The 21419-nt window shown below is 46.0% G+C and carries 23 protein-coding genes; 7 read left to right on the forward strand and 16 right to left on the reverse strand.

Features of this window, described 5'->3' with window-relative positions; all coding sequences use genetic code 11:
* Positions 1 to 8: 8 nt before the first annotated feature.
* Positions 9 to 734, reverse strand: a complete 726-nt coding sequence (gene fadR, locus ASUC_RS09770; protein ID WP_012073611.1) for a fatty acid metabolism transcriptional regulator FadR — start codon at positions 732 to 734, stop codon at positions 9 to 11.
* Positions 735 to 883: 149 nt separating this feature from the next.
* Here fadR and nhaB point away from each other — a divergent pair, with 149 nt between their 5' ends.
* Positions 884 to 2452: a sodium/proton antiporter NhaB gene (nhaB, locus tag ASUC_RS09775; RefSeq protein WP_012073612.1), complete on the forward strand. Its 1569-nt coding sequence runs from the start codon at positions 884 to 886 to the stop codon at positions 2450 to 2452.
* A 22-nt stretch (positions 2453 to 2474) separates the two neighbouring features.
* Entirely contained in the window at positions 2475 to 3011 is a 537-nt protein-coding gene (gene dsbB / locus ASUC_RS09780) for a disulfide bond formation protein DsbB (RefSeq protein ID WP_012073613.1), read from the forward strand.
* Between the two features lie 48 nt (positions 3012 to 3059).
* On the opposite strand, the gene ASUC_RS09785 is transcribed toward dsbB, so the two are convergent.
* From ASUC_RS09785 to mglB, 11 genes are all read right to left on the reverse strand, one after another.
* Entirely contained in the window at positions 3060 to 4112 is a 1053-nt protein-coding gene (locus ASUC_RS09785) for an AI-2E family transporter (RefSeq protein ID WP_012073614.1), read from the reverse strand.
* A gap of 87 nt (positions 4113 to 4199) precedes the next feature.
* The gene (locus ASUC_RS09790; RefSeq protein WP_012073615.1) at positions 4200 to 4577 is read right to left on the reverse strand and encodes a cytochrome b562; all 378 of its coding nucleotides are present in this window, start codon (positions 4575 to 4577) and stop codon (positions 4200 to 4202) included.
* A gap of 27 nt (positions 4578 to 4604) precedes the next feature.
* Entirely contained in the window at positions 4605 to 4943 is a 339-nt protein-coding gene (gene glnB / locus ASUC_RS09795; protein WP_012073616.1) for a nitrogen regulatory protein P-II, read from the reverse strand.
* 50 nt (positions 4944 to 4993) lie between these two features.
* Positions 4994 to 5587 (reverse strand): molybdopterin adenylyltransferase, encoded by a 594-nt coding sequence (gene mog, locus ASUC_RS09800; RefSeq protein WP_012073617.1) that lies wholly within the window; start codon positions 5585 to 5587, stop codon positions 4994 to 4996.
* Positions 5588 to 5602: 15 nt separating this feature from the next.
* The gene (gene rnhB / locus ASUC_RS09805; RefSeq protein ID WP_012073618.1) at positions 5603 to 6211 is read right to left on the reverse strand and encodes a ribonuclease HII; all 609 of its coding nucleotides are present in this window, start codon (positions 6209 to 6211) and stop codon (positions 5603 to 5605) included.
* Positions 6212 to 6225: 14 nt separating this feature from the next.
* On the reverse strand, positions 6226 to 7395 hold the full coding sequence (lpxB, locus tag ASUC_RS09810) for a lipid-A-disaccharide synthase (protein ID WP_012073619.1): 1170 nt from the start codon (positions 7393 to 7395) through the stop codon (positions 6226 to 6228).
* A 62-nt stretch (positions 7396 to 7457) separates the two neighbouring features.
* Positions 7458 to 8246: an acyl-ACP--UDP-N-acetylglucosamine O-acyltransferase gene (lpxA, locus tag ASUC_RS09815; protein ID WP_012073620.1), complete on the reverse strand. Its 789-nt coding sequence runs from the start codon at positions 8244 to 8246 to the stop codon at positions 7458 to 7460.
* A gap of 12 nt (positions 8247 to 8258) precedes the next feature.
* Entirely contained in the window at positions 8259 to 8711 is a 453-nt protein-coding gene (gene fabZ, locus ASUC_RS09820; RefSeq protein WP_012073621.1) for a 3-hydroxyacyl-ACP dehydratase FabZ, read from the reverse strand.
* Between the two features lie 160 nt (positions 8712 to 8871).
* Positions 8872 to 9879 (reverse strand): galactose/methyl galactoside ABC transporter permease MglC, encoded by a 1008-nt coding sequence (gene mglC / locus ASUC_RS09825; protein WP_012073622.1) that lies wholly within the window; start codon positions 9877 to 9879, stop codon positions 8872 to 8874.
* Between the two features lie 12 nt (positions 9880 to 9891).
* On the reverse strand, positions 9892 to 11403 hold the full coding sequence (gene mglA, locus ASUC_RS09830; protein ID WP_012073623.1) for a galactose/methyl galactoside ABC transporter ATP-binding protein MglA: 1512 nt from the start codon (positions 11401 to 11403) through the stop codon (positions 9892 to 9894).
* A 69-nt stretch (positions 11404 to 11472) separates the two neighbouring features.
* Entirely contained in the window at positions 11473 to 12465 is a 993-nt protein-coding gene (gene mglB / locus ASUC_RS09835; RefSeq protein ID WP_012073624.1) for a galactose/glucose ABC transporter substrate-binding protein MglB, read from the reverse strand.
* A gap of 355 nt (positions 12466 to 12820) precedes the next feature.
* Between mglB and galT the strand changes: the two genes are divergently transcribed.
* The 3 genes from galT to galM all read left to right on the forward strand — a co-directional run bounded on the left by galT (position 12821) and on the right by galM (position 16559).
* Positions 12821 to 13864 carry a galactose-1-phosphate uridylyltransferase gene (gene galT / locus ASUC_RS09840; protein ID WP_012073625.1) on the forward strand — a complete coding sequence of 348 codons (1044 nt, stop codon included), beginning with the start codon at positions 12821 to 12823 and terminating at the stop codon, positions 13862 to 13864.
* 512 nt (positions 13865 to 14376) lie between these two features.
* The gene (galK, locus tag ASUC_RS09845; protein ID WP_012073626.1) at positions 14377 to 15534 is read left to right on the forward strand and encodes a galactokinase; all 1158 of its coding nucleotides are present in this window, start codon (positions 14377 to 14379) and stop codon (positions 15532 to 15534) included.
* On the forward strand, positions 15528 to 16559 hold the full coding sequence (gene galM / locus ASUC_RS09850) for a galactose-1-epimerase (RefSeq protein WP_012073627.1): 1032 nt from the start codon (positions 15528 to 15530) through the stop codon (positions 16557 to 16559). Before galK ends, galM begins: the two co-directional genes overlap by 7 nt.
* 43 nt (positions 16560 to 16602) lie before the next feature.
* On the opposite strand, the gene ASUC_RS09855 is transcribed toward galM, so the two are convergent.
* From ASUC_RS09855 to ASUC_RS09870, 4 genes are all read right to left on the reverse strand, one after another.
* Entirely contained in the window at positions 16603 to 17910 is a 1308-nt protein-coding gene (locus ASUC_RS09855) for a nucleobase:cation symporter-2 family protein (protein WP_012073628.1), read from the reverse strand.
* A 126-nt stretch (positions 17911 to 18036) separates the two neighbouring features.
* The gene (mutH, locus tag ASUC_RS09860) at positions 18037 to 18708 is read right to left on the reverse strand and encodes a DNA mismatch repair endonuclease MutH (protein WP_012073629.1); all 672 of its coding nucleotides are present in this window, start codon (positions 18706 to 18708) and stop codon (positions 18037 to 18039) included.
* Between the two features lie 48 nt (positions 18709 to 18756).
* Entirely contained in the window at positions 18757 to 19296 is a 540-nt protein-coding gene (locus ASUC_RS09865; RefSeq protein WP_012073630.1) for a methylated-DNA--[protein]-cysteine S-methyltransferase, read from the reverse strand.
* A 48-nt stretch (positions 19297 to 19344) separates the two neighbouring features.
* Positions 19345 to 20649, reverse strand: a complete 1305-nt coding sequence (locus tag ASUC_RS09870; RefSeq protein WP_012073631.1) for a porin — start codon at positions 20647 to 20649, stop codon at positions 19345 to 19347.
* A gap of 173 nt (positions 20650 to 20822) precedes the next feature.
* On the opposite strand from ASUC_RS09870, the gene ASUC_RS09875 reads away from it, so the two are divergent.
* Positions 20823 to 21011 (forward strand): hypothetical protein, encoded by a 189-nt coding sequence (locus ASUC_RS09875; protein ID WP_041834669.1) that lies wholly within the window; start codon positions 20823 to 20825, stop codon positions 21009 to 21011.
* Positions 21011 to 21115 carry a DUF406 family protein gene (locus tag ASUC_RS11410; protein WP_083757709.1) on the forward strand — a complete coding sequence of 35 codons (105 nt, stop codon included), beginning with the start codon at positions 21011 to 21013 and terminating at the stop codon, positions 21113 to 21115. The genes ASUC_RS09875 and ASUC_RS11410 overlap by 1 nt, the downstream gene beginning before the upstream one ends.
* Positions 21116 to 21419: the final 304 nt, after the last annotated feature.

Raw genomic sequence — 21419 nt, forward strand, 5'->3', positions numbered from 1 at the left:
CGGTTATTTTATTTATTCATTAATAATGTCATATCGTCTTGAATTTCCGCATAAAGCACACCGCTTTCTTTGCCGTATTGACGGATTAAAGCGGGAATCACTTCAAATTGTTTGGTTTTTGCCAAAATCACTAATTCTTTATAGAATTTCATGGCTAAAGCGCGAGCCTTAGCATTGGAAAAATACAGCGTGCCGACCCGCATATACAGATTACGCAAACTGTTTAATACCAAACCGTAAATCGGATTTTTCGAAATAAAGGTTAAATCGCGATAAACTTTATAATCGAATGCGACGTAAGCTTCGACGGTATCCTCTAAAGATTCCAGTTCGTCAAACAGCGCAAACGATTCCGTCGGAAAGTATTTAAAAGCGCGCGGCATATAAATAGTCGCCAGATTGGTGCGTGCGGAGAGTACATTGGCGATTAACAGCGGCGATTGCACGCTGTCCAAGCGAATTAAAACTTCAATAATATTTAACCCGGAGGTTTCCCACACGTTATTTACCCGTGTCGGTTTGCCATGTTGAATATGTAACCAACCATCACGAGCCAAACGTTGCAACACTTCGCGCAAAGTTGTCCGAGTCACCCCTATTTTTTCAGCCAGATCCCGTTCGGCCGGTAAATCGGTGCCGGGTGGAAAAGTATTATTCCAAATACTCTTGATAATATATTCTTCAGCGAGCGCCGCAGGACTGCGTGCTTTTAGAATGGATGTAAAATCATTCATAAATATCAAGGGAAAATTTAAAATCAAAAAAATTAAAAGAATAAATTAAATTTTTACTGGTAATTTTGGGCAATTCCCTGTAAAATAATAAGCCTATTATCCACAAAACAGCAGGACAATGAAAGCTATATTTTCCTAAGGACAAACAGATGAAGTACATTCAAGCATTTATGAATAACTTTTTGGGAAACAGCCCGGATTGGTATAAAGTAACGATAGGCGTCTTTTTAGTCATCAATCCCTTTATCTTCTGGTTTCATCCGTTTATTGCAGGTTGGTTGCTGGTAGCGGAGTTCATTTTCACTCTGGCTATGGCATTAAAATGTTATCCGTTACAGCCCGGCGGTATGTTGGCGTTGGAAGCCGTAACCATAGGCATGACCAGTCCCGAACATGTTAAAGCGGAAATTTTGGCAAATTTCGAAGTTATTCTGTTGTTAATGTTTATGGTGGCGGGAATCTACTTCATGAAGCAGTTACTGCTTTACGCATTCACAAAGTTATTATTACGAATCCGTTCCAAACTCACACTATCATTAGCATTCTGTTTAACCGCCGCATTCCTTTCCGCCTTCTTGGACGCATTAACGGTAATCGCTGTAATCATCAGTGTTGCGATGGGTTTTTACGGTGTTTATCACAAAGTGGCATCCGGCGGTACGTTCAATGATCCTTCCGACATTACCAACGATGCCAAAATCAAACAAAATATGGAAACTTTAGAACAGTTCCGCGCATTTCTGCGCAGTTTGATGATGCATGCGGCAGTCGGCACCGCATTAGGCGGCGTGATGACATTAGTGGGCGAACCGCAAAACCTAATTATTGCCGAACAGGCCGGCTGGGGATTCAAGGAATTCTTTTTCCGAATGTCGCCCGTCACCCTTCTGACATTAATTTCGGGCGTCGTGACCTGCATTACGGTAGAACGCCTCCGTTTATGCGGTTACGGCGAAAAACTTCCGCGTAAAGTTTGGGGGGTATTGGCAAAATTCGACCGCGCTCACGAGGAGCAAATGACTACACAGGATCGCGTTAAATTGGGTGTGCAGGTTTTCGTCGGTATCTGGTTGATCATCGGTTTGGCGTTTCATTTGGCGTCGGTAGGATTAATCGGTTTAACCGTAATCATCCTTACCACCGCTTATTGCGGCATTACGGATGAACACGCTATCGGTCGTGCTTTCCAGGAAAGTTTACCCTTCCTTTCTTTATTGGTTGTATTCTTTTCCGTGGTTGCCGTCATCATCGATCAACACCTATTCGCACCGGTTATCGAATTGGTTCTGAACGCTTCGGAATCCGTACAGTTATTGCTGTTCTATATTTTCAACGGGGTACTATCCGCCATTTCCGATAACGTTTTCGTCGCAACGGTTTATATCAACGAAGCGAAAAACGCTTTAACCGCCGGTGCGATCTCACCGTACCAGTTTGAAATGATTTCCGTGGCAATCAACACCGGTACCAACTTACCGTCTGTGGCGACACCGAATGGTCAGGCTGCATTCCTGTTCTTGCTCACCTCATCCATTTCGCCGTTAATTCGTTTATCTTACGGGCGCATGGTTTATATGGCGCTGCCTTATACCATCGTATTAAGTATTGTGGGGTTATTGGCGGTGGAATATGTGCTGCCAGGTATGACGCAATGGCTGGCACAGGTTGGGCTGATTGAATCGCCGCATATTCCGATGACTTCGGTTTTCGGCCATTAATTCATTTAATAAAGGAGGCGTGATGTTCGGTTATTTAAAACGTATTTCAATAGAACGGTCATCCTGGTTATTGTTGTTCGTTTCGGCAATCTGCTTGGAATTGGCCGCACTTTACTTTCAATACGGTTTGAAACTCGACCCGTGCGTTATGTGCGTTTACGAGCGGGTCGCGCTGTTCGGCGTTGTCTTCGCCGGCATTATCGGTTTCATTGCGCCTCAATTTTTAATTTTCCGTCTGCTCGCTCTTGCCGTCGGATTATGGGGAGCGATTAAAGGTTTGCTGTTTTCTATTAAACATGTGGGTTATCAACTGCATCCCAATCCTTGGGATCAATGTCCGGTGTTTGTGCAGTTTCCTGAAACGCTTCCGTTGGATAAATGGCTGCCGGCGCTCTTTCACCCGACCGGATTGTGCAGTGAAATCAACTGGACTTTCATGGGCTTTACTATGCCGCAATGGTTAATTTTCATTTTCGGCTTTTATGCCGTCGCTTTAGGTCTGATTTTGCTAAGTCAACTGAAAAAAAGTGCGGTCAGAAATCGCAATATTTTTCGTTAATAGATGATGTAAAAAACGCCGAATCGGACATTCGGCGTTTTTTTGATGTTATTCTTTTTCTGCCGGCAATTCATCTCCCAGCAATACGGCATAACGCGACGTACCCGGACTGGATTCCAGGGCGATTTTACATGCCATGGTTAATGGTACCGACAGCAACATACCGACGGTTCCCAGCAACCAGCCCCAGAATAAAAGAGACAGAAAGACCACCAGAGTGGACAACCCTAATTTTTTACCCATCAGTTTGGGTTCCAGCACATTACCGATTACCATATTAACGGCAATCACACCGGCGGCGACAGCGAATCCCACAGAAAAGCCGTTCAGTAATAATGTCTGCACAATAATCGGTATGGCCGCAATAATAGAACCGATATTAGGAATATAATTAAATAAAAAACTCAAGGTCGCCCACAACACCGCATACTGTACGCCCATCAATTCAAGCAATAACCAAACACAAAACCCCGTAAGCGTACTTACCAGCGTTTTAACCCCCAAATAACTGATAATTCCCTGTAATACGCGATCCAAATGCTGTTCTTCCCGATTCTGTTCCCGCCGATTGCTGCTGAAAGCAATCGCCAGTTTTCGCTTTGCCGTAGGCGCTTCCAACAACATAAAAATCACCACGAGAATCAATACGAAAGCGCTCGATACCACATTGGAAAAATTCAGTAATAAGTGGCTGGCGAAGTTCATCAATACGTTCGGATCAAACTGCTGCTGAATACGGGAAGCATCGAAATCAAAAGGAATATGCAAACGAACCGCTAACGCCTGAACAGAATGAAGACGTTCCAGCATAAGCTCCCGATATTGCGGCATAGAGCGGCTGAATTCCTGCACGGTACCGTTAATCAACCCGACCAGAAAGAAAAACGCCAAGGAAATCAACACAAACAGCAAGGCAATCGCCAACCAGTGCGGCACACGGCGATATGTCATAAATTTAATAACCGGCGAACAGACAATCGAAATAAATAACGCCAATAAAAACTGCACCACAATTTCCGCCGACAGCTTAATACCGGCAAAAATAATCACCAGCGAAGCCATGGCAACCAGATAAGACAGTAAGGAAGAAGGCTTTGTCATCAAAAAACTCCGAAAAAATCAACCGCACTTTATGGCTTGTTTAACTCATAAACAAACGCTAATCCGCGCGGTTCATACATTATTTTGTTATTTATATAATCTGTGGTATTCAGATTTTAATTCGAAAAGACGCTGCGTGGCTTTTTTCGCCTCGTCTAAATCGTCATCCGCCAATTGATCCGCCCGATCCAGCGCATCAATAAATTGCTGCATACCCGCCTGATAATCCTTAAATTCATCATCGGTTTTAATTTTTGACGGTTTTTTATTCATTGATTGCACGGAGGCTTCACGCAAACTTGCCGCCGCCCGATGGAATTCCTGCGCGGAAGCGGCGTCGCTTATTTTATTCATGGCAACCGACATCCGTCCCATTTCGGCTTTTACATTGGAACCGCCGTCACAAGCGGCAACGCCGAAAATTAAGGTAAAAACGCCCAGTAAAGCAAAAAATTTTTTCATCATAGTGTTCCCGTTAATAAAAAATAGTCATTAAATCGCTTCTTCGTTTTCTTCACCCGTACGAATCCGAATCACACGTTCCACATCATACACAAAGATTTTTCCGTCACCGATTTTACCGGTTTGCGCCGTATCGATAATGGTTTCGATGCATTGCTCCAGTTGATCGTCGGCAATAATAATTTCCACCTTCACTTTCGGCAGAAAATCCACCATATATTCCGCGCCGCGATACAATTCCGTATGCCCTTTCTGTCGTCCGAATCCGCGCACTTCCGTCACCGTCATACCGGCAATACCGATATCGGACAAAGCCTCGCGCACATCATCCAATTTAAAGGGTTTAATAATTGCTTCAATTTTTTTCATCTTCATTTCCTTCTGATACGTCGAAAAATAACGTGCATTCCGACCGCACTTTAACGGCGGGCGGATTTCGGTCTGAAGCTTTCGATGACTTCAGGTTCGGTATCGATATAAATACCGTCAATCAGTTGCAGACAGTAGGGGACGGCGGCAAAAATGCCTTTTACCAATGTATTGCCGTCAACATCTTTCACGCCTTCCAATGTTTCTTTAATGGCTTTCGGTTGTCCCGGTAAATTGAGAATCAGGCTGTTTTTACGAATGACGCCCACTTGGCGGGATAAAATAGCGGTCGGCACAAAATGCAGACTGACCTGACGCATTTGCTCGCCGAATCCCGGCATTTCGCGATCCGCAATCGCCAGCGTCGCATCCGGCGTCACGTCCCGTTTTGCCGGTCCGGTGCCGCCGGTAGTTAACACCAAATGACATTGCCGTTCGTCCACCAGCTCAATCAGAGTTTGCTCGATTTTCTCTTGTTCGTCGGGAATTAATCGGGTTTCCACTTCGAATTTTTCCGTCAATGCCGCTTCCAGCCAGCTTTGCAGTGCCGGAATGCCCTGATCCGCATACACCCCCTGAGAGGCGCGATCCGATACGGAAACCAAGCCGATTTTTAATTTTTTATCTTGATAAAGTGCGGTCATATTTTTCCTTATTTTTTACTGTGTTCTATTAAACTCTTCTATCGCTTTGCGAACCGGTGCGAAACTGCGCCGGTGCTGCGGCAACGCGCCGAACCGCATCAGCTTTTCCAGATGGACTTTGGTAGGATAACCTTTGTGCTTGGCGAATTCATATTGCGGAAACTGCTTATCCAACGTTTCCATTTCCTGATCCCGCGCTACTTTGGCAAGAATAGAGGCCGCGCTGATTTCCGCCACTTTACCGTCGCCCTTGATAATCGCCTGCGCCGGCATATCCAGTTCCGGTACACGATTACCGTCCACCAATACCAAATGCGGTAAAATTTTAAGCGATTTGACCGCCCGGCGCATGGCAAGCATGGTGGCATGCAGAATATTAAGTTCGTCGATCTCTTCCGCTTCAGCCCGCCCCAGCGACCAGGCCAGGGCTTTTTCCTTAATTTCCGCAGCCAAAACAAGGCGTTTCTTTTCACTTAGTTTTTTACTGTCCGCCAGCCCGGAGATAGGGTTATTCGGATCCAGAATTACCGCAGCGGTGACCACCGCCCCCACTAACGGACCTCGTCCCACTTCGTCAACGCCTGCAATCAGCCCATAACCTTGCGGATATTCAAATTCGGACATATTTCCTCTCCGTATTAAATCGTACCGTTCAGCACATCAACTACCGCTTGAGCCGCCTGTTTATCGGCGCCACAACGGATTTGGCGGTGCAGTTCGGTAAAGCGTTGAATTAAAACTGTGCGATTTTTGACCGCACTTTCTCCCAGATAAATCTCCATTTTCTGCGCTAATTTCTGCGGCGTACAATCATCCTGAATCATTTCCGGCACCAACATTTCGTTCGCCAATAAATTCGGCAGCGAAATGTAGTTCGTTTTAACCAAACGTTTGGCTAAAAAATAAGTAAACGGTTTCATGCGGTATCCCACTACCATCGGCGATTTACACAACATACATTCTAAAGCGGCCGTTCCCGACGCCAGCAAGGTGGCGTCCGCCGCAATCATTGCCTGCCGGGCCTGACCGTCCAGTAAAATTAAAGGTAAATCGGGGGCAACCCGCGCTTTTACCGCTTCAAACTGGCGACGCCGTTTTTCGTTAATCAACGGCACCAGAAATTGTATATCGGGATGCGCATTTTTTAACAGTTGGGCGGTTTGTAAAAAAGGCGCCGCCAGAAATTCCAATTCCGAACTGCGACTCCCCGCTAAAATCGCCACGTAACGTCCGGCTGCGTCCAATCCCAACTGTCCGCAGGCTTGCGCGCGATTCGGTTGCAACGGCACGGCATCCGCCATAGTGTGACCGATAAAACGACAGGGTACATTGAAACGGTCATAAAAGGCTTTTTCGAAAGGCAAAAACGCCAAAACCAGATTAGTCGCTTTGGCGATTTTAAAAACCCGTTTCTGACGCCAGGCCCAAACGGAAGGGCTGACGTAATGAATGGTTTTAATGCCCTGCGCTTTCAGTTTATCTTCTACATACAGGTTGAAATCCGGCGCATCAATACCGATAAAAATATCGGGTTTCTCCGCCAGCATACGTTCCACGACCAATTTACGGATTTTTAACAGCCGCGGTAGATGTTTCAGGATTTCAACCAATCCCATTACGGCGATTTCTTCCATATCTACCAAAGTTTCACAGCCCTGAGCCGACATTTGTGGCCCGGCAATACCGATAAACCGCGCATTCGGGTATATCCGTTTCAGCTCTCGAATTAATCCGGCGCCTAAAATATCACCCGACACTTCGCCGGCGACTAAGGCGACGGTGAGATGATTTTGCTTCCGTTGTTCCATAAAAATATCCTAAAAAATAACCGCACTTTTTTGAAGTGCGGTTCGATTGTTTACCCTTTTACTTAACGGATAATACCACGGGTCGAACGGGCGAAGAAATCTAAGAAAAAACTCACCGCACTTTCCGTCTGGGCGTAAGTTTCGATTTCCGGCATCACTTCTTCCAGGGTACGTCCGCTGCGGTAAATCAGCTTGTAAACGTTACGAATGGCATGCAACGTCGGTTTGTCGAAACCGCGACGTTTTAAGCCTTCGATATTCACACCGAACGGGCGGGCGTGGTTACCTTGCGCCATCACGTACGGCGGCACGTCCTGACTGACCATGGAACCGCCGCCTAACATAACGTGAGCACCGACGATGACGAATTGGTGGATTGCCGACATACCGCCCACAATGACGAAATCGTCCAATTCCACGTGCCCCGCCAATGTGGCATTGTTGGCTAAAATACAACGATTTTTAATTTGGCAGTCATGGGCAACATGCGCGTTCACCATAAACAGGTTGTCGTCACCGATATTTGTGACCCATCCGCCTTGCGCCGTGCCGCGGTGAATGGTCACGTTCTCGCGAATGCGGTTACGGTTGCCGATTACCGTACGGGTCGCTTCGCCCTGATATTTTAAATCCTGATTGATTTCACCGATGCTTGCGCCCTGGTAAATACGGTTATCTTCACCGATTTTGGTGATACCGCGCACCACGACGTGTGAATACAGAATTGTGCCTTTGCCAATTTCCGCATCTTTTTCTACGACGCAAAACGGACCGATAATCGCGTTTTCGCCGATTTTAGCACCCTCTTCAACGATAGCTGAAGGATGAATTTTTGCCGTTGAATGGATCATTTTGGCTCCTTACTAGCGACGGGCGCACATTAATTTAGCTTCGCAGGCGACTTCGCCGTTAACCGTAGCGCGTCCGATAAAAGACGTAATACCGCGCCGTTCTTTAATGACTTCTACGTAGAGTTCCATTTGATCACCCGGCAATACCGGACGTTTGAAACGCGCATCGTCGATACCGGCGAAATAAAATAATTCGCCCCCTTGAATTTCATGGGTTTTGAATGCTAAAAGCCCCATAGATTGCGCCAACGCTTCAAGAATTAATACGCCGGGTAAAATCGGTTCATTCGGGAAATGTCCGGTAAAACACGGCTCATTGACTGAAATGTTTTTAATGGCTTTCAACCATTCGCCTTCTTGAAAATCCACGACACGGTCTACTAACAGGAAAGGAAAACGGTGCGGTAACAGCGTCATGATTTCTTTTGCTTCGATAATTCTTGGAGTACGGTTTTCAGTTGTCACAATGGGATCCTTAATTATTTTTTAAGAATGAAGAGAGAAAATTTCCTGAATTATACGTTATTTCGCGGGAAATGAGTAGAGGTTGACCGATTCAACCGTAACAATTACCAAAAAACCGACCGCACTTTAAAAGTGCGATCGGTTTCCTGCCTGTTTTTAGCTATTTTTTCTTCGCATATTTCAGGCTGTCGATTGCCACTGCCAGGATGATAATCGAACCTTTGATGATGTATTGCCAGTAAGGATTTACGCCGATATAGGTTAATCCGTAGTTAATGACGGTAAAAATCAATACCCCGGTGACCACTCCGATAATGGTGCCCACGCCGCCGGCGAAGGAAACACCGCCCACCACACAGGCGGCAATGGCGTCCAATTCGTACATGAAACCTAAATTGTTGGTAGCGGAACCGATACGTCCGGCTTCCAGCATACCGCCGAAAGCGTAGAACATGCCCGCCAAGGTATAAATGACTAACAGGTTGCGGGTAACGTTCACTCCGGAAACACGCGCCGCTTCCGGGTTACCGCCGATGGCGAAAATATTTTTACCGAAGCGGGTTTTGTTCCATAAAATCCACATAATGATTGTGGCGATGATGGCGTAAATCGTAATATACGATAACTTAAACGAACCGAAACGGAAGAAGCCCTGCGCGAAAGCGGAAAAGTTTTCGCTGAAACCGGCGATCGGCGAACCGCCCACGGCATCATAATACAAAGAGTTGAAACCGTATACGATAATCATGGTGCCCATGGTGGCAATAAACGGCGTAACGTTTAACACGGAGACGATAAAGCCGTTGATTAATCCGATAACCGCACCGACGGCACATACCACTAAAATAACCACGAAAATCGGCATTTCCGGTAGATCCGGGAATACGCGGTTCATATTATCCATCGCCTGCAACATGGTAGCGGCCACCACCGCCGCTAACCCTACCTGACGACCGGCGGACAAATCGGTTCCCTGTACCACCAATAACCCCGCAATCCCTAACGCAATGATTAAACGTACGGAAGATTGGGTCAGAATATTACTGAAATTCATCAGATTTAAGAATGAAGGGTCTTGCGCAATAATGACCCCCAATAAAATAAGTAATACGAAATAAATGGCATTTTGTTTGAAAAAATCCCATGTTTTATTTTTTTGACCAGCCATACAACGTTCCTTCTATAAATACTTAGCTGCCAGTTGCAAAATTTCTTCCTGCGAAGTTTTTGCCGTTTCTACAATACCTGCGACACGTCCGTTGCTCATCACTAAGATCCGGTCGGTAATCCCTAATAATTCGGGCATTTCGGAGGAAATCATAATGATGCCTTTATCCTTTTGTGCCAGCTGCATAATTAATTGATAAATTTCGAATTTGGCACCGACGTCGATACCTCGGGTCGGTTCGTCCAACATCAGAATTTCCGGTTGTGTCAACAGCCAACGTCCGATGATAACTTTCTGCTGATTGCCGCCGGAAAGCGAACCGATAGTAGTTCGGTGCGAGGGTGTTTTCACATTCATGGCATCGATCACCCACTGGGTGTCGCTTTTCATTTTTTTATTGCTCAATAACCCCCACTTCGTCATGTAAGCTTTCATGTTGGAAATCAGAGAATTGAATTCAATACTCAAATTCGCATAAATTCCGGTAGAACGGCGTTCTTCGGTAACGAGTGCAAAACCGTTATTGATGGCTTCAAGTGCGGTTCGATTATGCATGGTTTTTCCGTGTAATTTTACGGTACCGCCCCGACGTTCCCGTACACCGAAAACGGTCTCCACGATATCCGTCCGTTTGGCGCCCACTAAGCCGGCAATACCGAGAATTTCTCCTTTGCGCAATTGGAAACTGACATCCTGAATAGACGGCTGATTAAGGGCCGTTAAGTGTTCTACCTCCAGAATCACCTCTTTCGGCGTATTGGTTTTTTCAGGGAAGCGCTGGGTTAACTCGCGTCCCACCATCATCGCCACGACCTGCTCCATAGTCGTATCATTCACATTGACGGTATTCACCCATTGACCGTCGCGCAGAATAGTGATTTCGTCACAAATTTTGAATATTTCATCCATTTTGTGGGAAATATAAATAATACCGCAACCGCGGTTTTTCAGTTTTTCGATGATTTTAAACAGATGCTCCACTTCTTTTTCGGAAAGAGACGACGTCGGTTCGTCCATAATCACAATTCTGGCCTGATAAGAGAATGCTTTCGCAATTTCAATCATCTGCATCTGAGAAACGGAAAGATTTGCCACTTTTTCCCGCGGATCCACCTCGATACCTAATTCGTCAAAAATCGCCTTGGTGTCGTTATACATTTTGTTGTGATCGACAAAAACGCCTTTTAACGGATAACGCCCTAACCAGAGATTATCCATGACACTGCGCTGACGGACTAAGTTTAATTCCTGATGTACCATGGAAATCCCGTTTTCCAAGGCTTCTTTCGATGTTTTAAAATTGACGGGTTTGCCTAAAAATAAAATTTCGCCTTCATCTTTAGCGTAAATTCCGAACAGGCATTTAAGTAAAGTTGATTTTCCAGCCCCGTTCTCCCCCATTAAGGCATGAACACTATGAGATTTTACGGAGAGGTTGGCATGGTCTAGGGCTTTCACCCCCGGAAATGACTTGCTAACGTTGGGCATTGTGAGTAGCACTTCCTGACTACTTTGTGCTGTCATACATCACCCCACAAATTATGATAAAAATCAGGCACGTATAACTCCGTGTTACACGTGCCCACAGTACGATTATTTCAAAAATTCGGATAAATTGTCTTTATCTACGCCAACGTAAGGAATACGAACCACCTTATTTTCCACTTTCCACTCGGTTCCTTCCGCAGCATCTTTACCCTGTCCTAAGTTATTGGCTAACTGAACTACCGCTTTACCTTGACCGGCGCCGTCATTTAACACAGTACCTGCGATATCGCCTTTCTTGATTAGTTGCAGAACTTCAGGTAAGGCGTCTACACCGAAAATCGGTAATTTCTTACCGTGCGCTTTTACGGCTTCCAACGCGCCCATCGCCATACCGTCGTTATTGGAAATAATCATTTCAATTTCGTTGGCTCTAGCGCTGGATAACCAAGCGTCGGTTTTATCTTTCGCCATCGCGGCATCCCACATACCGGTATCCATAAACAATTGTTCGGTTTGAATACCTAATTCGTTTAGTTTTTCAATTACGTATTTAGTACGGGCCTCCGCATCCGGGTGTCCAGGCTCTCCTTTTAATAATACATATTGAATTTTACCGTCTTTATTTAAGTCTAATGCCGGATTGGCTTTCCATTGTTTGGCAATCAAATCGCCCTGAATCAAGCCGGATTCTTTCGGATCAGTCCCCACATAATAGGCTTTATCGTATTTTGCCAACGCTTTTTCACCAGGATCTTTATTAAAGAATACCACCGGAATATCATCCGGTTTGGCTTTACCGATAATAGTTGGGGCGGCTGAAGGGTCGACCAGATTAATGGCTAAGGCTTTGACGCCTTTGGATATTAAGACGTCCACTTGGTCGTTTTGAATGGATTGGGCATTTTGAGAATCATTCATCAACAATCTCACATCTTTTAATTGTTCTGCTTCCTTGTTGATTTCTTTACGCATTAACGCCATGAAATTATCGTCGTATTTATAAATCGTGACACCGATTTTGGTTTCGGCTTGAGCGGTACTCATACCGGCAACTAGACCAACAGCCAATGCAACTGCACTTAGACCTAATTTTTTCATAATGCTACTTCTCCAGTTAGTAGAATCAAATTTATCCATAGGGGTGCTTCACGGCGTTTTTCACTCAGCCCGAGGCTATGCGATAACACAGTTATCAGGAACCGTTTATCTTTCATAAAAACGTTCCTATCAACAAACCCTAAAAATGCTGCGTCCTGCAGCTGGCGAGAATATAACGGTTAAAGCAGCAAAATACCGTGATCAACCTCACAATTTCACATTAACCCTTTCAGCTATTTATAAAAATGTGATTCAGATCACAAAGCAAAAATTTTATTATGGTATTCTTACGGCGTTTCAAAATTGAATAACCAATAACGTTAACATTTACAGTCAAGTTGTAAGGAGTGGCACAATGACTACGTTATTCGACCCTACGGAACACCCGCACCGCCGTTATAACCCGTTAACGGATCAATGGGTGCTCGTCTCTCCCCATCGCGCCAAACGTCCTTGGCAAGGTCAACAGGAAAAAGTCAACGAAGAACAAAAACCGACTTATGATCCGCACTGTTATCTCTGTCCGGGTAATAAGCGGATCACCGGCGAACCTAATCCCGATTACCGACAACCTTATGTATTCCGCAACGACTTTTCCGCCTTACTGCAGGATACGCCGATGCCGGAACAAGATGAGGATCCGCTTTTTTGCACGGCTCCCGCCCGCGGTGAAAGTCGCGTCGTCTGTTTTTCACCGGATCACAGCAAAACTTTGCCTTTATTAACCGTTAATGAAATCACCGAAGTAATTAAAGTCTGGCAACAACAGCTGCAGGAACTCGGACAAACCTATCCATGGGTACAGATTTTCGAAAATAAAGGTGCCGCAATGGGTTGTTCCAATCCGCACCCCCACGGACAAATCTGGGCAAACAGTTTTTTACCGAACGAAGTAGCACGGGAAGACATCAATCAACGAAAATATTACCAACGACAAGGTTCCGTTATGTTGATGGATTACGCCAAGCGGGAACTGGAAAAAAAAGAACGCATTGTGGTGGAAACCGAACACTGGCTCGCCGTGGTACCGTATTGGGCGGTCTGGCCGTTTGAAACTTTGTTGTTGCCAAAAAGTCACGTGAAGCGATTAACCGAATTATCCGAACGGCAAGCTCAGGATCTAGCGGTAATACTGAAAAAACTAACCACCAAATACGATAACTTATTCGAAACCAGCTTTCCGTATTCTATGGGGTTCCACGCCGCTCCGTTCAACGCCGAAGATAACGAACACTGGCAACTGCACGCTCATTTTTACCCGCCGCTATTAAGATCGGCCACCGTACGCAAATTTATGGTGGGTTATGAAATGCTGGGCGAAAGCCAACGGGATTTAACCGCGGAACAAGCGGCGGCAAGATTACGGGAATTAAGTGAGGTTCATTATAAACTACGGTAAATATTCTTACTTTCTTTGCTTCGCCAAAGGTAAACATACTTTTCTTTGCTTGTACAAAGAAAAGTATACAAAAGAAAGTGCACCCCGACTTCGGTGCGGTTCTTCGCTTAGTTGAAATTTTCTTTACGAAAAATAAGTAAACTCGCTACGCTCAAACAAACTTATTTTTCTGAAAATTTCAAGTCGCTCAGGCACCTCAGACGGGGACCCCATTGACGCATTACCATAATTAAGTGCGGTCAAAATTTTGAACGTTTTTTATAATCGACAAAAAACTATAATTTTAGCGTGTCGGCAATCCCCCTTTTTGCCGCCTGAAAATCATAAAATTTGTTTAACGAAAATCTTGTAAACTCGCTACGCTCAGACAAACAAGATTTTCTACAAATTTTATGATTTTCAGGAAACAAGGCAAAACGAGGGCGTGTTTCTTTTGCCTACTTTGCTTTGCACGAGCAAAGAAAAGTAGGTCGTCCCGCGGGACGAAATCCCAAACATAAAAAGGATATTTTATGCACCCAAAATCACAATCAAAACAACTATTCCGACAAAAATACCAAAAATCTCCTACTCTTAATGTTTATGCGCCCGGTCGCGTCAATATTATCGGCGAGCACACCGATTACAACGACGGATTCGTGATGCCGTGCGCCATTAATTACGGTACGGCGATCAGCGGCGCTAAACGGGATGATCACCGGTTCAACGTCTATGCAGCGGATTTAGATGAATTTGATGAATTTCGTTTGGATCAACCGATCATCCCGAATCCCTCCAAAAAATGGACGGGTTATGTGCGCGGTGTGGTGAAATTCGTACAGGAACGTTGCCCCGAGTTCCGACAAGGAGCGGATTTGGTTATCAGCGGCGATGTGCCGTTGTCATCGGGATTAAGTTCATCCGCATCACTGGAAGTGGCCGTGGGAAAATTTTGTCAATTACTGGGCGATTTGCCGCTCAATAACACGGATATCGCGCTTATCGGGCAAAAAGCGGAAAACCGCTTCGTCGGCGCGAATTGCGGCAATATGGATCAACTGATTTCCGCCTTAGGTCAGGCGGATCATTTGCTGATGATTGACTGCCGTTCTCTCGAAACCGTACCGACGCCGGTACCGGAAGACATCGCCGTGATGATTGTAAATTCCCATGTGAAACACGATTTAGTCACCGGGGAATACAATACCCGCCGGCAACAATGCGAGACGGCGGCAAAATTTTTCGGCGTGAAAGCGTTGCGCGACGTGTCTATAGAACAATTCCAAAAAAGAGAGGCGGAATTGACCGCACTTGACCCCGACACGGCTAAACGCGCCCGTCATATCGTGACGGAAAACCAACGGGTACTGGATGCGGCGTATGCCCTGAATCACAGTGATATTTCCCGATTAGGCGAATTAATGAACGCATCGCACGTATCCATGCGGGACGATTTCGAAATCACCACACCGGAAATCGATTATCTGGTGGAACTGGCGCAATCGGTAATCGGCAAATCCGGCGGTGCGCGCATGACCGGCGGCGGGTTCGGCGGCTGTATCGTTGGTTTGGCACCGAAAGACAAAGTAGACGCAGTGCGTCAGATTATTGCAGAAAACTATGAAAAACGGACAGGCTTGAAAGAGAGTTTTTACGTCTGCACGGCATCACAAGGGGTGCATCAATGTTAGAAAAAACTACCGCACTTGCACCGGATAACGCGCCTTTTCAAATTATTACCCTTAAAAATGCCAAGGGTATGACGGTTCAAATCATGGACTGGGGCGCCACGTGGATTTCCTGCAAAGTGCCGGTTCACGGACAACTACGGGAAGTGTTGCTGGGCTGCAAAGCGGAAGATTATCCGAAACAAACCGCTTACTTGGGTGCCAGTATCGGGCGTTACGCCAACCGCATCGCCGATAGTCGGTTCCAAGTAAACGGACGGACGTTCGTTTTGACGGCAAATCAGGGAAAGCATCAGTTGCACGGCGGTTCGGGATTCGATAAACGCCGCTGGACGGTCGAAAAGTGCGGGCAAAATTTCGTGCGTTTTTCCCTGCTTTCGAAGGACGGCGACCAAGGCTTTCCCGGTAATGTGCAGGTAACCGCGCACTATGAGTTGGATGACGACAACGGATTGAATGTCAGCTACGAAGCGAAATGCGATCAGGATACACCGCTCAATCTGACCAATCACGCCTATTTCAATTTACAAAATGCCGGTGAAGGCTGTGATGTGCGCACGCATATTTTACAGCTGAACGCGATACAATTTTTGCCCGTAGACAGTGAAGGTATTCCCAATGCGCCGTTAAAAAATGTCGGGGAAACCAGTTTCGATTTTCGCCAACCAAAATCAATCAAACAGGATTTCCTGCAGGAAGAACAACTGGCAACAAAAGGATATGATCACGCATTTCTGCTCAATGACTCCGCAACAAAAACTGCGGCGATTTTGACCGCACCTGACGGTTCGCTACAGTTAAAAATCAGTACATCGCAAGCGGCATTGCAAGTGTATACCGGAAATTATCTGACAGGCGTGCCGACCCGCTCGGGCGGTATATATCAGGATTATCAGGGTATCGCGCTTGAAACCCAGGCATTGCCCGATACGCCGAACCATCCGGAATGGCAGCGGTACGGCGGTATGCTAAAAGCCGGCGAACATTATCGGCAACACACCAGATTCCAATTTATTGCTGACGAATAACTAAACGCCCGTCAGGTGCATCCGACGGGCGTTTCTCTTTATATTATTCCTGCGCCTGAGATGTTTTTTCTTCCGGCAAAATCAGGTTCAGAATAATGGCAAGCAACGATCCCACCGTAATGCCAGACCCCAACACTTCTTTAAAGAAGTGCGGTAATTTATCCAATAATTCCGGACGAGTAGTTACGGCTAATCCGCAACCGATGGAAATCGCAATAATCAGTCCGTTGCGACGGCTGCGTTCCACCGTATCCAACATTTGAATACCCGCCGCAATAATCATGGCAAACATCATTAACCCTGCGCCGCCCAATACCGGTAACGGAATCGACACAATCAGCGCACCGAATACCGGAAACAATCCCGCCAATACCAATAATACGCCGGTTAACGCTACTACATAACGGCTGGCAACGCCGGTTAAAGAAATCACACCGATATTTTGTGAAAATGAGGAAAACGGCGTAGTCGACATAATTGCCGCCAAAGCGGAGCCCAACCCGTCCGCCAATACACCGCCCCGCAAATGTTTGCCGGTGATTTCCGTTTGCGTGGCGTTTCCTAAAGCCAAAAAGTTACCGCTGGATTCCACAATCGTCACCAGATAAGCGATAGACATACCGATAATACCGGAGAGAGGGAAAGACAGACCGAAATGTAACGGTTGCGGCACGGCAAAAACGTCGGCGTTTTTTACACCGTCGAAACTCACCCAACCTAGCGATAACGCCGCCACATATCCCGTCATCATACCGATGACAATAGCCGCCGCAGAGAAAATGCCTTTACCCCATTGCACCAACACAATAACAAGCACCAGTACAAAACTCGCCATCATCAGATTAGCGGGCGTCGCATAATCGGCGTCACCGCGCTGACCGCCGGCAAACCAGTCCACCGCTACGGGAATCAGACTTAACCCGATCATCATGACCACCGTTCCCGTCACTACCGGCGGAAACAGTTTACGAATCGACGGCATAAAAAAACTTCCCACAATCATCACCAAAGATCCCACCAAGGACGCACCCAGAATCCCCGAAATACCGTATTCGCTGAAACCAATCGCCAATGCGGCGGCAACAAAGGTAAAACTCGTTCCCATTACGCTCGGCAGACGAATACCGATAGGTCCCAAACCGCGACATTGTACAATCGTCACGATTCCCGATACTAATAATGCCGCATTCACTAAGGTAATGGTATCCGGTGTCGGCAGTTTCAGGACATTACCGATCACCAAAGGCACGGCGATAATACCGCCCAATGCGGCTAATAAATGTTGCGCGGCAAGTAACAAACTCAGCCCGAAAGGCGGTTTATCTTCTACAGAATAAAGGAGATGGTTCATAGGTTTTCCCGTATTGATTCGATTGAATTGTTTGCTTCGGTATTTAACCGCACAAAAAAATGTGCCAAACGCGAATATAATAAACAGTGAAGCCCGCGATCATATCCGGTTGGTAAAAAAATGCAATCAGGCGGCGAAAAAATGTTGCAGAATTTCGGCGGTAAATTCTTTGCGCAAATAAAAACCCAACGGTAGGGTTTCGATAAGCTCGCCCCGTTGTCCGATACCTTGCGTCCGGGCTTTGTTATTGGCGCCTTTCGGACGCAGTTGTAACACCTCGCCCAGCGTTGCGTTAATTTGATGAATTTTGCCCAATACAATGTAATCCATCAATTCTTCCCAATCGCGACGGAGACGAGCTTCCTGTTCCGTATTGGGTTGCCATAACAACGGCGCACCGATATAACGTTCAGCCAAGGGAATCTGTCGTTCGCCCTGTACGGGGATCCATAATACTTTGGATAATTTGTGTTTAACGTGCGAATGCGCCCAGTTAACGCCCGAATTTTGTACCAACGGAGCAAGACTGACAAAAGTGGTTTCCAAGGGATACCCCTGTCTATTGATGGGAATGGTTTTGAGCTCAATACCGAGATGAGAGAAATCCTGTTCGGGTTTACTCCCCGCTTCGGCGCCCAGCGCAGTTTCCAGTAATTGCCCTACCCAGCCTTTATTGCGCTTCAAATCCGCCGGCACGGAAACATTAAGTTCCGCCGCCAGTTCCCCCAGCGTTAAACCCGCAATGGATTTCGCACGATTAAACAGTTCGGTTTCTGAAGAAGGGCTGGTGATTTTCATAAAGTGCGGTCAAAATTTCGTGAGTTTTTGCTTTTTAAAATCCGTCATTCAGATTTTATACTTTTTCAACAGTTTCTGTTTTACGTATTCCACGCCTTTATCTACATAGCCGATACCTTCCAAATTCAGTAAAAACCGTTTCACCGGCAATCCGCCGCCGAAACCGGTCAACTGACGGTTCTTACCCAGCACCCGATGGCAGGGAATAATAATACTGATGGGATTGCTGCCTACCGCCCCGCCCACGGCGCGCACGGCTTTCGGGTTATCGATCGCCTGCGCAACGCTGCCGTAAGTAGCGGTTTCCCCCAACGGAATAGTCCGCAACGCCGTCCATACGGATTGCTGAAACTCCGTTCCCTGCGGCGCCAGCGGAATCTGCGCAAAAGTTTCTTTTTCACCTTGAAAATAGCGGGTTAACGCCGCTTTCACGTCATCAAAGAGCGGGCGGTTTTCATCAAGGATCCATTTGGGATTCGGCGTCGTTTGTTCCGCTTCGCAATCCAGATTGGTCAGCCTACCCTCTTGCTCCAGCAGCAGCAAACATCCCACGGGCGAGGAAAAATAACAATAATAAATCGGTTTCATAAAATAAAAGGGCGTAAAAAACTTACGCCCGATTATAAAGGAAACAAATTAGAAACGATAGTTTAAGTTCAAACCGTAAAGATTTACTTGCGAACGTACTTTGTAGTTACCTTCCACCGAAATCCCGCGTATATTTTCCACCTCCGTAAAGGTACGGGTTTTACCGCGTACATAGGCGTATGCCACATCGACGGAAAGTTCCGGCGTAAACTGATAAGTGGCGCCCACGCTGTACCACATGCGATGCGTATCCGGAATGGATATCGAAGATTTACGCCCCGCAGCCCCTTCGTCATGAGCGATACCGGCACGCAATGTTAACTTATCGTTTATATCATAAGTGGTGCCTAAGGCAACGCGGGAAGTATCACCGAAATGTTCGGTTTTATCAAATACCTGAACACCCGAATCGGTATAAGCCTGCAACGTTTGTACACGACGCCATTTGGTTAGTTTATAGCTATAATGCACCGCCCAGTTCGAAGCGATCTTGTGATAACCGGAAAACTCCCAATAATCCGGTAAATTTAAATTAACCGTTCCGTCACGTTCGGTTAATCCGCCCATGCCGGCAGGCAAATCATTTTCAATCGTACCGTCAAATTTAATTTTCACTTTAGAATGATAAGCTAAACCGAAACGGTGATTCGGATTGATTTGATATGTCACACCGGCGTTATAACCGATTCCCCAGTCATCTCCTTTCAGATCCGTTACAAAATCCGTCGACGAAACGGTCGCCGGCATACCCGCCATCGCCAAACGGGCGTTTAATAAAGGTGCCAGACCACCGACCCGACGTGATAACTTCGCTTCGGCATAAACTACGTCCACCCCTACGCCAAAACTCCAATGATCATTTAAACGGTACGCCCCGCTCAGGTTCAGATTTATAGTGGTTAAATCCGTCGTACCGCCCATTAAACCGGCGTTATAATCCGCATTATATTCGGTTGCCAATCCGTAATTGACATTGACTCCGCCGCCCACGGAAAATTTATCGTCAATAGGATAAATCCAATAAGCATTAGGCAATAATTTACTTACAATAGCGTCGGAATAACCGGCATCTATGCGGTATCCCATTGCCGGTACGCCGATGTCGCCTTCAATATTAACGCCTGGGTTCACCCAAATGCCGCCCATTGAAATTTCGGGGCGTTTAAATTGACTCATTAACGCCGGATTGGTCGCCACTACGCCCGCATTACCGGCAATCGCCGCTTCACCGGCGTAAGCCCGCCCTAAACCCGCCGTCGTCACTTCCTGCAACTGAAAAGCCGCTGCGTGAACCGCGCCGGCACAAAGGGCTAACGCTGAAGTTGTCAGCATTTTTACAACAAATTTATTCATTAAATCGGTTCCCTGGATTACACCCGCTTAAAAAAACAGCCGGATTCTAAATAAAGCTGAAATCCGGTGCAAATTTATTTATTATATTCGAAGCTGATCCGACCAGTTAATTAACACCCGTTGGGAAAAAGCGTAACAACGGGTTAGAATATATCCAGTAACAGGAGAAAAACATGACCCAAACGCTACAACAAAAAATTCTGGAAAACAGCGGCTGTTCTAAGAAGAAAACCACAGAATTCTTCGACGGCAGCGAAAGTGCGGTCGATTTCCAACAGATTTTCACCACAGAAAACGAAGCGCGGCAAGAGCTGAACCGGCTAACGGCTATAGCCCGTAAGATAGAACCGAACCTTGCGTAATTCAAAGTAAGCTTTCTTCACAAGATGATCGATTTCACCTCAAAACGAAATTTATATTCTGTTGTCAGGCGGAAAGTTTTATTTTTCAGATGAAATATCGATAATCGGTAAAACGCCGGAAACTCAGGGATAAACGCTTTACTTCTCCGTTAATTTAGTATTTTATACTAAAAAAACAACAATATTCAGCACATTAATTTCAAACATCTACCTAAAACCCATTAAAAAACAAATATTTATCTAAAAAAACCATTGACAGTGCTATTTAAATCAGTAAGATTGACCGCAATTCAATTACATTTACAGGGTTTTCTATGTTCTACTTTGTTTCTCTACTACTTAACTTACGATTATCACAGTTTTTGTGCGGTTAAGTTGTGGACGAAAGAAATGCAGCATACATTCGAA

This window comes from Actinobacillus succinogenes 130Z, from assembly GCF_000017245.1.
In the GTDB taxonomy this organism is placed as follows: domain Bacteria; phylum Pseudomonadota; class Gammaproteobacteria; order Enterobacterales; family Pasteurellaceae; genus Exercitatus; species Exercitatus succinogenes.

Bases quoted from the DNA above. Each gene is read 5' to 3' on its own strand.
- fadR (WP_012073611.1), bottom strand. From the start codon at position 734: ATGAATGATTTTACATCCATTCTAAAAGCACGCAGTCCTGCGGCGCTC.
- nhaB (WP_012073612.1), top strand. From the start codon at position 884: ATGAAGTACATTCAAGCATTTATGAATAACTTTTTGGGAAACAGCCCG.
- dsbB (WP_012073613.1), top strand. From the start codon at position 2,475: ATGTTCGGTTATTTAAAACGTATTTCAATAGAACGGTCATCCTGGTTA.
- ASUC_RS09785 (WP_012073614.1), bottom strand. From the start codon at position 4,112: ATGACAAAGCCTTCTTCCTTACTGTCTTATCTGGTTGCCATGGCTTCG.
- ASUC_RS09790 (WP_012073615.1), bottom strand. From the start codon at position 4,577: ATGATGAAAAAATTTTTTGCTTTACTGGGCGTTTTTACCTTAATTTTC.
- glnB (WP_012073616.1), bottom strand. From the start codon at position 4,943: ATGAAAAAAATTGAAGCAATTATTAAACCCTTTAAATTGGATGATGTG.
- mog (WP_012073617.1), bottom strand. From the start codon at position 5,587: ATGACCGCACTTTATCAAGATAAAAAATTAAAAATCGGCTTGGTTTCC.
- rnhB (WP_012073618.1), bottom strand. From the start codon at position 6,211: ATGTCCGAATTTGAATATCCGCAAGGTTATGGGCTGATTGCAGGCGTT.
- lpxB (WP_012073619.1), bottom strand. From the start codon at position 7,395: ATGGAACAACGGAAGCAAAATCATCTCACCGTCGCCTTAGTCGCCGGC.
- lpxA (WP_012073620.1), bottom strand. From the start codon at position 8,246: ATGATCCATTCAACGGCAAAAATTCATCCTTCAGCTATCGTTGAAGAG.
- mglC (WP_012073622.1), bottom strand. From the start codon at position 9,879: ATGGCTGGTCAAAAAAATAAAACATGGGATTTTTTCAAACAAAATGCC.
- mglA (WP_012073623.1), bottom strand. From the start codon at position 11,403: ATGACAGCACAAAGTAGTCAGGAAGTGCTACTCACAATGCCCAACGTT.
- mglB (WP_012073624.1), bottom strand. From the start codon at position 12,465: ATGAAAAAATTAGGTCTAAGTGCAGTTGCATTGGCTGTTGGTCTAGTT.
- galT (WP_012073625.1), top strand. From the start codon at position 12,821: ATGACTACGTTATTCGACCCTACGGAACACCCGCACCGCCGTTATAAC.
- galK (WP_012073626.1), top strand. From the start codon at position 14,377: ATGCACCCAAAATCACAATCAAAACAACTATTCCGACAAAAATACCAA.
- galM (WP_012073627.1), top strand. From the start codon at position 15,528: ATGTTAGAAAAAACTACCGCACTTGCACCGGATAACGCGCCTTTTCAA.
- ASUC_RS09855 (WP_012073628.1), bottom strand. From the start codon at position 17,910: ATGAACCATCTCCTTTATTCTGTAGAAGATAAACCGCCTTTCGGGCTG.
- mutH (WP_012073629.1), bottom strand. From the start codon at position 18,708: ATGAAAATCACCAGCCCTTCTTCAGAAACCGAACTGTTTAATCGTGCG.
- ASUC_RS09865 (WP_012073630.1), bottom strand. From the start codon at position 19,296: ATGAAACCGATTTATTATTGTTATTTTTCCTCGCCCGTGGGATGTTTG.
- ASUC_RS09870 (WP_012073631.1), bottom strand. From the start codon at position 20,649: ATGAATAAATTTGTTGTAAAAATGCTGACAACTTCAGCGTTAGCCCTT.
- ASUC_RS09875 (WP_041834669.1), top strand. From the start codon at position 20,823: ATGACCCAAACGCTACAACAAAAAATTCTGGAAAACAGCGGCTGTTCT.